At 36.3% G+C, this 12822-nt stretch carries 12 protein-coding genes and 1 pseudogene; 7 read left to right on the top strand and 6 right to left on the bottom strand.

The features are described from left to right. Positions 1-522 precede the first annotated feature (522 nt). The 5 genes from BAR153v2_RS05325 to rpmH form a co-directional block, all read right to left on the bottom strand. Positions 523-1215 carry a glutathione S-transferase family protein gene (locus tag BAR153v2_RS05325; protein ID WP_078680630.1) on the bottom strand — a complete coding sequence of 231 codons (693 nt, stop codon included), beginning with the start codon at positions 1213-1215 and terminating at the stop codon, positions 523-525. Between the two features lie 133 nt (positions 1216-1348). Beyond that, the gene (gene yihA, locus BAR153v2_RS05320) at positions 1349-1993 is read right to left on the bottom strand and encodes a ribosome biogenesis GTP-binding protein YihA/YsxC (protein ID WP_078680629.1); all 645 of its coding nucleotides are present in this window, start codon (positions 1991-1993) and stop codon (positions 1349-1351) included. Beyond that, positions 1990-3828 (bottom strand): membrane protein insertase YidC, encoded by a 1839-nt coding sequence (gene yidC / locus BAR153v2_RS05315; RefSeq protein WP_078680628.1) that lies wholly within the window; start codon positions 3826-3828, stop codon positions 1990-1992. The genes yihA and yidC overlap by 4 nt, the downstream gene beginning before the upstream one ends. Positions 3829-3833: 5 nt before the next feature. Further along, positions 3834-4208, bottom strand: a complete 375-nt coding sequence (gene rnpA, locus BAR153v2_RS05310) for a ribonuclease P protein component (protein ID WP_078680627.1) — start codon at positions 4206-4208, stop codon at positions 3834-3836. Between the two features lie 109 nt (positions 4209-4317). Then, positions 4318-4452: a 50S ribosomal protein L34 gene (gene rpmH, locus BAR153v2_RS05305; RefSeq protein ID WP_078680626.1), complete on the bottom strand. Its 135-nt coding sequence runs from the start codon at positions 4450-4452 to the stop codon at positions 4318-4320. 507 nt (positions 4453-4959) lie between these two features. On the opposite strand from rpmH, the pseudogene BAR153v2_RS05300 reads away from it, so the two are divergent. The 7 genes and pseudogenes from BAR153v2_RS05300 (at position 4960) to BAR153v2_RS05270 (ending at position 10885) form a co-directional block, all read left to right on the top strand. After that, a pseudogene (locus tag BAR153v2_RS05300) lies at positions 4960-6059 on the top strand (P-loop NTPase). A gap of 64 nt (positions 6060-6123) precedes the next feature. Continuing rightward, complete coding sequence (gene pyrF, locus BAR153v2_RS05295; RefSeq protein ID WP_078680625.1) at positions 6124-6825, top strand: orotidine-5'-phosphate decarboxylase; 702 nt, start codon at positions 6124-6126, stop codon at positions 6823-6825. 54 nt (positions 6826-6879) lie between these two features. Beyond that, entirely contained in the window at positions 6880-7788 is a 909-nt protein-coding gene (gene rsmI, locus BAR153v2_RS05290) for a 16S rRNA (cytidine(1402)-2'-O)-methyltransferase (protein ID WP_078680624.1), read from the top strand. Then, entirely contained in the window at positions 7769-8140 is a 372-nt protein-coding gene (locus tag BAR153v2_RS05285) for a YraN family protein (RefSeq protein WP_078680623.1), read from the top strand. Before rsmI ends, BAR153v2_RS05285 begins: the two co-directional genes overlap by 20 nt. Before the next feature lie 93 nt (positions 8141-8233). Then, positions 8234-8479 (top strand): hypothetical protein, encoded by a 246-nt coding sequence (locus BAR153v2_RS05280; protein WP_078680622.1) that lies wholly within the window; start codon positions 8234-8236, stop codon positions 8477-8479. 264 nt (positions 8480-8743) lie between these two features. Continuing rightward, positions 8744-9538 (top strand): pyrroline-5-carboxylate reductase, encoded by a 795-nt coding sequence (locus tag BAR153v2_RS05275; RefSeq protein WP_078680621.1) that lies wholly within the window; start codon positions 8744-8746, stop codon positions 9536-9538. A 147-nt stretch (positions 9539-9685) separates the two neighbouring features. Next, positions 9686-10885: a flagellin gene (locus BAR153v2_RS05270; RefSeq protein ID WP_078680620.1), complete on the top strand. Its 1200-nt coding sequence runs from the start codon at positions 9686-9688 to the stop codon at positions 10883-10885. Positions 10886-11158: 273 nt separating this feature from the next. On the opposite strand, the gene BAR153v2_RS05265 is transcribed toward BAR153v2_RS05270, so the two are convergent. Beyond that, positions 11159-12820, bottom strand: coding sequence for an electron transfer flavoprotein-ubiquinone oxidoreductase (locus BAR153v2_RS05265; protein WP_078680619.1), 1662 nt, complete (start codon positions 12818-12820; stop codon positions 11159-11161). Positions 12821-12822 lie beyond the last annotated feature (2 nt).

The following is a 12822-nucleotide window of genomic DNA, read 5'->3' as shown; positions in this document are numbered from 1 at the left end:
AAATTATAGGCAAATTTTCTTTTTTTTTCCAACTGTCCTTTAATTTATATAAGGATTAAGAAACAACCTTAATGCATTGTTTTATTATAAATTACTGCGTTGTTTGTTCTCCTATTTTGTCATTTTAATCGTTATAATGACATTCTAAATTTGCCTTTGAAGATTATTACCTCAGTTGAAGAAGAGGAATCTCCATTTGATATTAAAGAAATAGAAGCACTCAATCTTTCTAGAAAGAATGAGTGCGAAACAATGATTAGATTATCAGATATAAGCATTTGCATAAAAGGTATAGGCTACTTTCAATCAGACAGAACATTTATGTATTAAAACTAATCTAAACAGGAAAGTAATATCTAGTTTAATAATTAATATATATTTTTAATTCTTTATTTAGTTCATACTACTGCTTTCACAGCAGCTTTTATTGGGAAATTGAAGAAAAATTTTATTTGTACGAAAGGCAGTTTTAATCGTATATAGATATCACCTTTAAAATAAAAGATTGAGCTATGCTTCTAGTTAGAAGTCGAGATCAGTATAGTGAGAACTAGGAGCAGTTCCCCGAACACGGTCCATTAAAAGAGGCCGAAAAGAAGGGCGAGATTTAATTCGCATATACCATTCACGGGCAGCAGGAAAAAGCTTCCAATCAATTTCTGCTAAAAAGTCAAGTACAGAAACAGAAGCTGCAGCTGCTAAATCGGCATAAGATAGTTCCGATCCAGCTAGCCAGTTGCGGGATGCACAAAGCCAATCTAGGTAATTCATATGTGGTGCAATATTAGCCCGAGCATTCCGTAAAATTTGCGAATTGGGTGCTCCACCACCAATAGCTAACGGCATTTCACGTTTATAGATACGCTCTCGTACAATATGGCGTGTAGCTTCATTTTCAAATTTATTTAAGAACCAATCAATAAGGCGGCGTACTTCCGCTCGCTCTAAAGAAGTTTCAGGAAAAAATCTCTTTTCTTGCCGTAAACTACCACGTGTTTCATCTAAATACTCGTAGATTACAATGGCACCTGATAATGGAACTTCACGTTCAGCAAGAAGGACGGGTAAATGTCCTGCTGGATTAAGCGTAAGAAACTCATTCCTTCTTGCCCACTCATGTTCTTCAATTAGGTGAGTAGCCGCACTATATTCTTCAAGAACAATGCGTATAAAACGGGAAGCAGAAGAGAGAGGGTAATGAAAAAGTGTTAGCATAATTTATACGATCAAATAGAGACGGTGGATTCTTTTAAATAATAAAACACTTTTATAAAAGTGCTTTGCTATAAGCACAAGACTATTAACAATTACCAGCTATGTTTATAACACATTAATTAAGACGTGTTTGTTATGTAATGGCTTGTATAATAGCTGTGCGTAATTCTTCTAACCCAGAAGCTTTTTCCGCGGAGGTTACTAAAATTTCGGGATAGGCTGCTGAATGTTTAAGAAGTTTGGTTTTTGTCATTATTATTAAAGCTTCAAGCGTATTTAATTTAATTTTATCACTTTTGGTTAAAACAATTTGATAAGAGACTGCTGCTTTGTCAAGAAGATTAAGAGTATCAGTATCGTTCTTTTTAATTCCATGACGTGAATCAATCAAAACATAAACACGTTTGAGTGTTGTACGACCTCGTAAATAGTCAAAAATTAAATGTGTCCACGCATTAATTAGATTTTTTGGAGCTTCAGCAAAACCATAACCTGGCATATCTACAAGTGCGACAGGAGGAAGATGGTGTGTTTGTCCATTAAAACCATCGGGTATGAAATAATTTAATTCTTGGGTACGCCCTGGTGTATTAGAAGTACGTGCCAAATTTTTTTGTTGAACTAACGCATTGATAAGAGAAGATTTTCCAACATTAGAGCGTCCTGCAAATGCAATTTCTGGTGGTCCTTCGGGTGGTAGAAATTTCATTGTAGGTACACCGCGAATGAAAATCCAATTACGGACAAAAAGTCCAGAAAGATCATGATATTGTGTCATTTATGTATTTCTTTTTTAGATTTTTTCTGCACAATAGCTTTCAGATTATCAAAAAATTCAATTTTTACACCCTGACATTTCATTATAATACTTTGCTGAATAATTGATAATATATTGTTCCATGCCCAATAGATCACAAGGCCAGCTGGGAAAGAAGCTAGCATAACGGTGAAGATAACCGGCATCCATCTAAAAACGATAACTTGTGTTGGATCTTGGGGAAGCGGATTCATTTGCATTTGTAGGAACATCGTTATTCCCATAATTAAAGGCCATGCTCCTAGAATAAGAAATGTTGGTACTGCATAAGGTAATAAGCCGAATAAATTAAAAATAGAAGTTGGATCAGGTGCTGCTAAGTCTTGAATCCAACCAAAAAAAGGTGCATGTCGCATTTCAATGGTAATATAAAGAACTTTATAGAGAGCAAAAAATATAGGGAATTGAACGAGTATGGGCCAGCAACCTGCAAAAGGATTAATTTTTTTTGTTTTATACAATTCTATTATTGCTTGTTGTTGTTTATTCCGATCATTTGCGTACTTTTCTTTAATTTCTAGCATCATTGGTTGTATAAGTTTTATACGCGCCATAGATTTATAAGATTTATGGGCAAGTGGAAATAAAAGTATTTTTAAGAGCACTGTAATAAGAAGGATAGCAATACCAAAATTTTCTGTATATTTATAAAGTATGTCAATAAGAGTGAACATCGGTTTGGTAATAAAATCGAACCAACCCCAATCAATGAGAAGACTGAATTTATTAATTTTTAATTGATTTTGATAGTGATTAATGATTTCAACTCGTTTTGCGCCAGCAAAAAAACGGTTGATGATGGTTTTTGTTTCATGGGGAGAAACTGTTAAGAGTGCACTTTGCAAATCGGATTGATAATGGGTGTTCAATCGATCAAAATAAACAAAACGACTTGTATATTCCTTATCTTGTGGAGGAATAACTGCTACAGCCCAATATTTATCGGTTATACCAATCCACCCTCCTGTAATATTGGGAAAAATTATACTTTTCTGACCATTTTGAGGATTAGGGCTAAGTTCTGCTAAGGCTGTATATTTTTCAGTTTTAAGGGAATTACCTGCAATACCAATCATACCTTCATGGAGTAAATAGGTTGCATTTGTATCTTCTGGTGGAGCAGTGCGTGCAACTCGAGCATAAGACGAGATATATATAGGACTACTACTTTCATTGCTAATAGAATCTTTAATGGTAAACATGTAATGGTCATCGACTGAAAAAGTACGATGAAAAATTTGTCCCTGTCCATTATTATAGACTAAGGTTATGGGTGTTGAGGGTGTTAATATTGTATTGTAACCTTCAAGTTGCCATTTTGTATTAGATTGTGGCAAGGCTTTTGCTGGCAAGGATGAACTCGTAAAACCGAATTCAGCAAAATAAGCTGTTGGAAGTCCGCTAGGATTCAATAGTATAATTTCTGGTGATTTTTTATCTACTTTTAGGCGATATTTTTTGAGCAGAAGATCGTCAAATTTCCCACCAACAAGATTAATGGATCCCTCAAGTTCATTGGTTTTGATCAAAATACGGTCTGTTTTGGCTAATTCCGCTTTACGCATTTCAGGTGTTATAGGGCGATTAGTTACAGGTACTGTATCATCTGTTAATGCATTATTAGAAAAATGCATATCATTCGTAGGAAGTGCTGCATTATGATTTGATAATTTTTGCGCTATTATTTTTGATTCTTGTAATTTTGCTTGTTGAGGAATAACGTACAAAAAATGCCATGCAACGAAAACCACAAAAGATAGTCCAATGGCGATAAAAAAATTGCGGTTATATTCCATTTATATTATCCTACTACCGTTGTTTTTTTCGTTTTTGATTTTATTCGTCGGCTTAATTCGCTAATGAGAAGTGTAAAAGGTGCATGAAGAATATTACGGTGGGCGATAATAACATAATCAGTCCCTGCTTCCATCTCATTTGTTAGTCCAACTCGGACAGCTTCACGCAAACGTCTTTTAATACGATTACGTTGAACAGCATTGCCATTTTTTCGTGTTACAGTAAAGCCTACACGTGCAGTAAGAGGATATTTGGTTTTTGCTGTCTGTTCACGGCGCTTTATTTCAAGTAAAAACAAAGGACCACGCCGCTTTTCTCCTGTATGTACAGCCAAAAAATCTACTCTCTTGCGAATGCGACAAGGGTACTTTTGTTTCATATAACAGATTCTTTGCAGTTTTGCTAAATACTTGTTCTATAATTTATATACCTGATACCTGATTTTTATGTACAAAAGCAAATATTTCAGTTTATTATGAAATTTACACTTAAGCAGATAACCGCTTGCGACCACGAGCGCGTCGAGCTGCAATAACTTTACGTCCACCAGCAGTTGCCATACGAGCACGGAAACCATGACGACGTTTACGAATAAGTTTAGAGGGTTGGTAAGTACGTTTCATTTATTTAAAACCGCGGTGTACGGCCCTTCTTGGTTCTATTATATGCTTGATAAGAAAAATTATTTACCAAAAATTTCTAAAGTGAACATTGTTTCCAATAAAAGAAAACATCAAAAAAGTCAATTATAGAGTATTTGTCAGCAATGTGAAAACAAACTGTTATTAATGTGCGTTTAAGTTATTTAATATGCAATTAATTTGTCGCTTTATTGAGAAAAAATGATAATTTACTACATAATTAATTTATCTTCGTTTTTTGCATTATAGTAAATATTAAAAATTGAGATGTAAGATAAATTCTGCATTGCTTTTGCATACGAAAAAGGCTTTCATTTTCATAGTTTTATATTTTTAAATTGTTTTATTTCGAATTATCGGATTTGGATTTATTGTGTTTTTGGGTACAATATCATTGTTTTCACAGGAGAAAATTAGATAAGCAGTTGACTTGAATGTTTTTCATCCTTATTGCTGCATTATCTAGTATTTGTATAGAGAGGAAAGAGCGTGGGTTCTATTACACGCGAGGCTATCCGTCAAGAACTACATAAAGTTAAAAGTCCTAGTTTTGAGAATGATATTGTATCACTAGGGCTTCTTTCAGAAATATTTATTGCTGATGGAAAGGTTTTCTTTTCAATTACTGTTCCTGATGGATGTGTGCAGGAATTTGAACCATTGCGTTGTGCTGCTGAAGAAGTTGTGTCTGCCATAGAAGGAGTTAAAGCCGTTATGGTTACGCTTACGGCAGAAAAAAAACCGAGGGTGTTTTCTTCTCATGTAAATAAAAATACAACTGTTTATACACCAAAACGTAAAGGAGGTGGTGCTTTACTCATGAAGACACCAGTAGAAGGTGTGCGACATGTTCTTGCAGTTGCTTCTGGAAAAGGGGGGTTGGTAAATCTATAATGGCGATAAATATTGCATTAGCTCTACAAGATGCTGGCTTTAAAACGGGTTTAATGGATGCAGATATTTATGGTCCATCTCTACCACGTTTGATAGGACTTATTAATCAAAGAACAAGAATAGTTAATGGTAAAAAGCTACAACCTCTTGAAAAATTTGGTCTCAAATTAATGTCGATGGGTTTTTTGATTGAAGAGGAAAAACCGATAGTCTGGCGTGGTCCTATGGTAATGGCTGCGGTAACTCAATTACTTAGAGATGTTTTATGGGGACCTCTTGATGTTTTGGTGGTTGATATGCCGCCAGGGACAGGAGATACGCAATTAACACTTGTTCAGCAGGTTCAGTTAACAGGTGCATTGATTGTTTCTACACCACAAGATCTTGCTTTGGTTGATGCACGTAAGGCAATAGAAATGTTTATGAAAGTTGAAGTTCCTATTTTGGGGCTTGTTGAGAATATGAGTTATTTTATTGCTCCTGATACTGGAAGACGCTATGATATTTTTGGTTATGGTGGAGTGCGATCAGAAGCAGAAAGTCGGGGAATTCCTTTCTTGGCCGAAATGCCACTTGATGCAATTTTACGGTCTTCTTCAGATGATGGTGTACCAATTTTTGTTGCTGATCCTGAAGGGGAGTATGCCAACCTTTATCGTACAATGATTCAACAGATGAAAAATAAACTTTCTTGAATTTTTATTTTTTTCGTATGGTTCGTTGAGATCAAATGATCATGAAATTTAAGGGAGTATTTTTATGGGAGCGGCAATGAGTGGACGTCTTATTGTTGGATTAGATGTTCCAGATATGAAGCAAGCAGAAAAAATAGTTATACAATTAGGTGATTATATCAGTTTTTATAAAATTGGTTATCAATTTGTTTTTTCCGGAGGAATCGAATTCATTAGAGATCTTATTCAGGCGCGAAAAAAAGTATTTTTTGATATGAAACTATTAGATATTGATCATACGATTGCGAGAGCTGTAGAGAATATTGCAAAATTGGGTGTTTCAATGCTAACGATCCATGCTTATCCAACAGCGATGCAAGCAGCTGTTGCTGCTGCTCAAGGAAGCGACTTATGTTTGTTGGGGGTGACGGTATTGACATCAATGGATGAAGTTGATCTGAAAAATGCCGGTTATAGAGAGAACTTAGCGGATTTAACAGTTAAAAGGGCTGAACAAGCTCGAGAAGCAGGAATGGGTGGAATTGTTGCATCAGCCCGTGAAGCAGCTAATTTGCGGAAGATTATTGGAACTGATATGGCCTTAGTAACGCCAGGGATTCGTCCTACAGGAAGTGATAGAGGTGATCAAAAACGAGTGATGACCCCAAAGGAAGCATTAGATGCTGGTGCAAGCCATCTTGTAGTAGCACGACCGATTATTCAAGCGGTCAATCCCTTAGCTGCAGCAAAAGCGATTTTGGCAGAAATGGCCGATCATCATCAGTGAAGGTTATGGATGTAATCTTGTAGAAAAAGAGAACACCTAGGATAAAGAAAGAGCATGAGTGAAAAAACGTATTTTATAGGTGCTCACGCTTATTCTGCACCTGTTATAGAATTAGGGCTTTATTTGGTAGCAACTCCTATTGGCAATCTAGCAGATATAACTATTCGTGCTTTACAAGTGCTTGCAGGAGTTGATATTTTAGCTTGTGAGGATACGCGAGTAACGCGTGTTTTATTGGATCATTATGGTATTCGGAGAAAACTCTTTCTTTATCATGAACATAATGCACAAAAAGCACGATTGATGTTGTTAGCAGCGTTGGCAGAAAATAAAACAGTGGCACTTGTATCAGATGCTGGAACTCCTCTTATTTCTGATCCTGGATTTAGATTGGTAGAAGAAGCACGGAAAGCAGGTCATAAAATTATCCCGATTCCTGGTGCATCAGCTTTTTTAGCAGCTATTGTAACGACAGGTCTCCCTACGGACAGTTTTTTCTTTGTAGGTTTCTTGAGCGCGAAAAAAGCGCAACGTCGGAAGCAGTTAGAACAATTAAAGGCTGTTCCTGCAACTTTAGTTTTTTATGAATCTCCCCATCGTCTTGTAGAAGCTTTACAAGATATGGTTACTATTTTTACAGCTGATCGTCCGGCGGCAATATGTCGCGAATTAACCAAGAAGTTTGAAACAGTGGATGTTTCTACTTTAGGAAGTTTAGTTGAAAATTATCAAAAAAAAGACCGTATTCGTGGGGAAATTGTTGTACTAGTTAGAGAAGAAATCAATTCTTTCGAGGCAATAGGCTCTCATGAGATTAATAAGATATTGCTAGAGTTAGCAAGTGTTTATCCTGCATCTAAAGCAGCTGCTTTAGCTGCAAAGAAAACAGGATGTAAAAAACAGGAACTTTTTCAGCGTTTAACTCTTTTAAAGGGAAGAAGAGATGAAGCAAAAAAAACGTAAGCAAGTCTCTTTTTATCGGGGTCTTCGTGCGGAAAGGTGGGCAGCTTGGTGGTTGCGTTTGAAAGGGTTTCGTATTGTTAAAAGGCGTTTTAAAACAAAATGTGGTGAAATTGATTTAATAGCAAGACGTGGGAATCTTGTTTTAATTGTTGAAGTAAAAGCACGTTCAACATTGGCAGAAGCAATGACTGCTGTTTGTCGAACAAGTGAAAAACGTATTGAGGCAACAGCTGATATTTGGCTTGCTCAACAAAAGGATCGTTCCCTTTTATGTGTGCGGTTTGATTTGATTGCAATTTTACCATGGTGTTGGCCTCAGCATATTCCGGCATTTTTTGAGCCTTATCAATAAACATATTTCACCCTAGTGGCTAAAGATATTTTGTCTTGTATGCGCATAGATTGAGAGAGAAGAGGAGATATTTTATCAAGATGAGGAAAAAATATGGATGATTATGAAAAGCTTGCAGCAGGATTACTAATTGTTTTTGGAATGCTGATTATTAGTGGTTTAATGGCAGTGCATATTGTGACTATGAATAAACCCGGTTTTTTATTTGCATTATTAGCGGCTATTATTGGTTGGTTTTCTGCTTTCCCAATTTTATTAGATAAACCTAAAATTTATTTAGGAATGATTATTCTTGCCATTTTATCTGTTGCTGCTTCTATCAGCTATTATATTAAATGAAACAGAGCGAGCTAAAGCGATTTTTATTTATATGCGTGCCTATCTGATAAGCGCGCGCTATCCATAGCGTATATGAAGATAAAAGATTTTTAAAGATAAAAACAGAAAAAGCGAATATTTGTTTTTTTATTATGCTATAATGTTAGGACTAAGCTATAGAGATTTTTACAGAACAAAATTTATAAAAAATGTTTTTTTGGAGAGCTTTGTGTTACTATTTAGAGTAATAAGCTTTATTTATGATGATGGGGATGAGAAGTAGAAATGAGAATTGGTTTTCTTGGAACTGGTAAAATTAGTGCTGCAATGGTGGATGGTTTAATGGCCAGCACTTTTGATGTACAGTCAATTATCATTTCTCCGCGTAATGCACAGAGGGCAGAGCATCTTGCGCGTGTATATGAAAAGGTCACCATTGCGGAAAATAACCAAAAATTATTGGACGTGAGTGATTGTGTTTTTCTGTGTTTGCCCAATCAAATTGCAGAAGAGGTATTGCGTTCTCTTTCTTTTCGTTCGGATCAGCTTGTTGTTTCTGTTCTTGCAATGGCACCAACGGTAGAAATTGAGGGATGGATCGACCATAAAGTTTATCGCGCTGTTCCACTGCCTTTTATTGCAGAATGCAAAAATATAACACCAATCTATCCGGATCATCCATTTTTACGTACGATGTTTAATGCATTGGGGGGTGTAGTCATTCTTAATGAAGAAGATCAGTTTAATCTTTTCATGACGGCTGGTTCATTGATGGGGGTTTATTTTAATTTTATAGAAACAGCATATCAGTGGTTGGTCAACAAGGGATTAGATCCAATTTATTCAAGAAATTTTCTTGCTATGATGTTTGGTAATCTTTCCGATGAAATGCGCAAGGAGACAGAAGCCAGTCATTCAACAGCTGTTAATTTTTCTTCTTTTGAAAGAGAATTTTCGACGAAAGGAGGCACCAATGAATTTTTATCAGACTGCTTTTCTCATCAAGGTGGGCAACGTGCTTTAACAATGGCTCTTGAGAAAACTTTGCAAAAAATAAAGGTTTATCCACAGACTGAATAAAAAACTTGATTAATCATTTTTTATTTGATATCGTGGCTCCAGTGATAGGTTGAATTCAATTTTATTCAATAGGCATGATGTCGCTCTATCATTCGCTGCGTAGAACAGCATGTCCCTTTTTTATTTTTTCGTTATAGGGACGATATTATGGGTACAAGTTTACTTACAAATAAATCCGCAATAACTGCATTGCAAACTTTACGTAACATTGATGCTAATTTAGATCGGTCGAAAGATCGTGTTTCGACAGGTTTGCGTATCAATAATGCTTCTGACAATACTGCATATTGGTCAATTTCATCAATGATGAGACATGACAGCAACACAATGAGTGCTATTGTGGATGCAATTAACTTAGGTAAGGAACAGGTTGGTATTGCTGATACGGCAATTGGTCTTACAAAAGAAGCTCTTGATGATATCCAAAAATCAATGGTTTCTGCTCGTGAAAAAGGAAGCGATGACATTGCTAAGATTCAAGACTCCATTCTAGGAAATATGAGAAATATTTCTAATGCAGTTCAATCCGCTTCTTTTGGTGGAAAAAATATTCTCTCCAATGGAGGTCAGACTGTTGGTATGGCAGCAGGGTATCGTCGTGAAGGTACAGCTGTTTATGTTGATATGATTGATGTTGGTGGCCCAGAATTGAACTTTGGTGTTATTGGTCCTGATGGTGCGATTGATATGTCTCAAGGTGTCTTGGGAGGTATCTTTGGCAGCAGTAAAGGAGAGGATGCAGAAGATGTAGTTGCGAAGGGTATTGAGGAATTCAGTACTGCGCATGCTACATATAAGGAACTAGAAGATACTTTAAGGAAGGCAGAAGCTGATTATGCTAAGGCAGTAGCTAAGTATGGTGAGAGTCCTGAAGATGAAGCTGCTAAGGAAATTGTAGACAAAGCTAAAGAAGCTGTAGAAACTGCTAAAAAGGCTGTCGAAGACGGTCAGGAAGCATATGATAAAGCAAAAGGTGAATTCCAAGGTGTGCTTGATGGTATGACTTTGACTGATTTTACTGAATTAAAAGGTGTTGGTGAGTTACATACAGATATACAACGTATGATCATGACAAGTGTTCAGAATACAGTACGTGATGCAGTTAATGTGACTTTGACTGCAGGTTCTAAAATTGGAGCCGCTGTTAATTTGGTAAATATTCAGCTAAACTTTGTTAAAAAGTTACTAGATAATATTGAAGTAGGTATTGGTGCGCTTGTTGATGCTGATATGAATGCAGAATCTGCTAAATTGGCTGCTCTGCAAGTTCAGCAGCAGCTTGGGATTCAGGCTCTTTCTATAGCTAATCAAGGAAGTCAGAATATTCTAGCTTTGTTTCGTAATTAATTTGAGTATAGTTTCAGTAGTAGAGTAGAAGGGCTATGCATTGCGTAGCCTTTTTTTGGTTGTTGCAAATAGAGTAAGTGATGAAATGAGTTAGATAAGAAATTTTACTGTAATTATCCAAAGCTTATATTTTAAGATATAATGTACAATGTTGTTCTTTTTGTTTTAGGAATTGATTACATCAATTATGCAATATTAAATTAAGAATTGTTTTGAATATAATACATTCTTGATTGAATTTATAATATCCAATTTTGTAGCAAAGATGCTTCGTTACATATTTTGATAAACAGGCCCTTCATTTCCCTGCGGACAGATCCAATGAATGTTTTGATTAGGATCTTTTATATCACAAGTTTTGCAATGTATACAGTTTGAAGCATTGATCATATAAGTTTCATGATTATCATGTTTTATCCATTCATAGACAGCAGCAGGACAGTAGCGTGTCGAAGGACCTCCATAGACCGCATATTCAGAGCTTTTTTGTTTTTCTATGGAAATGACTTTGAGATGGCAAGGTTGGTTCTTTTCGTGGTGTGTATTTGAAAGAGCTACACTAGAAAGACGATCAAAGGTTACAACACCATCTGGTTTAGGATAAGCAATAGGATAAAATTTTTCTTCTGGTTCGAGACATTCATAGTCTTCTTTTTCATGAGAAAGTGTTCTAAATAAAGAAAAACGGAAAAATTGTTGCCACCATAAATCAAAACCCGCTAGAATGATACCATATTTGGTACCGTATTTTGCCCAGAGTGGTTTAACATTTCGTACTGTATAAAGATCTTTGCCAATAGGACTTTTGCGCCAGTGGTCTTCAATTTCTGTAACTTCATCATGAGCACGACCTTGGGCAAGGGCTGTGGCGATTTTTTCAGCCGCTAATATGCCAGATAATATAGCATTATGTGAGCCTTTGATACGGGGTACATTGACAAAACCGGCAGAACAGCCAATAAGTGCTCCACCAGGAAAAGTAAGTTTTGGAACAGATTGCCATCCTCCTTCACTGATGGTGCGTGCACCATAAGCAAGGCGTTTTGCGTCTTTAAAGAACTCGTAGAGTTTAGGATGCGTTTTAAAACGTTGAAACTCTTCAAAAGGAGAGAGATAAGGGTTTTTATAGTCCAAATGCACGACAAAACCAACAGAAATCAAATTTTCTGCTTGGTGATAAAGAAAACCTCCACCACCAGTATAATTATCTAATGGCCAACCAGTGAAATGTTGAATTAAACCGAGCTTGTGTTTTTGAGGATTAATTTCCCATAATTCTTTAAGTCCGAGACCAAATTTTTGTGGTTCCCTATCTTTGCTAAGATTAAATTTTTGTATGAGTTGCTTAGCAATGGAGCCACGTGCTCCTTCTGCAATCAAGGTATATTTTGCCAATAAAGCTGTTCCTGGTATATAATTTGTTCCAGGAGTTCCATCTTTTTTAACACCCATATCTCCTGTGAGGACACCAATAACAGCTCCGTGCTCATTGCAGAGAATATCGGATACTGGAAAGCCAGGATAAATTTCAACACCTAATTCTTCAGCTTTTTTGCTTAGCCAACGACAGACGTTTCCGAGAGAAGCAATATAGCAACCATTATTTGATAAAACTGGAGGGCGGAGAATATTAGGAAAAATTTGGGCATTTTGGGGAGTGAGTAGAAAAAGCTGATCGCTACTAACAGGCGTTGTGAAAGGGTGATTTTGCTCATTTTTCCATTTTGGCAAAAGTATATCGATACCAATGGGATCAATAACTGCTCCTGACAGAATATGCGCCCCAATTTCTATGCTTTTTTCTAGTATTATAATAGAAAGTTTAGGATTGATCTGTTTTAAGCGGATAGCAGCAGAAAGCCCTGCTGGCCCTCCACCTACAATGATGATATCGCATTCTATAGTTTCATGCTGGGGATGTATCTCTGCACTCATGT

Source organism: Bartonella sp. AR 15-3 (assembly GCF_002022445.1).
Lineage (GTDB): Bacteria > Pseudomonadota > Alphaproteobacteria > Rhizobiales > Rhizobiaceae > Bartonella.
The sequence above is the reverse complement of the archived record's forward strand: the minus strand, read 5'-3'. Positions and strand labels throughout refer to the sequence as shown.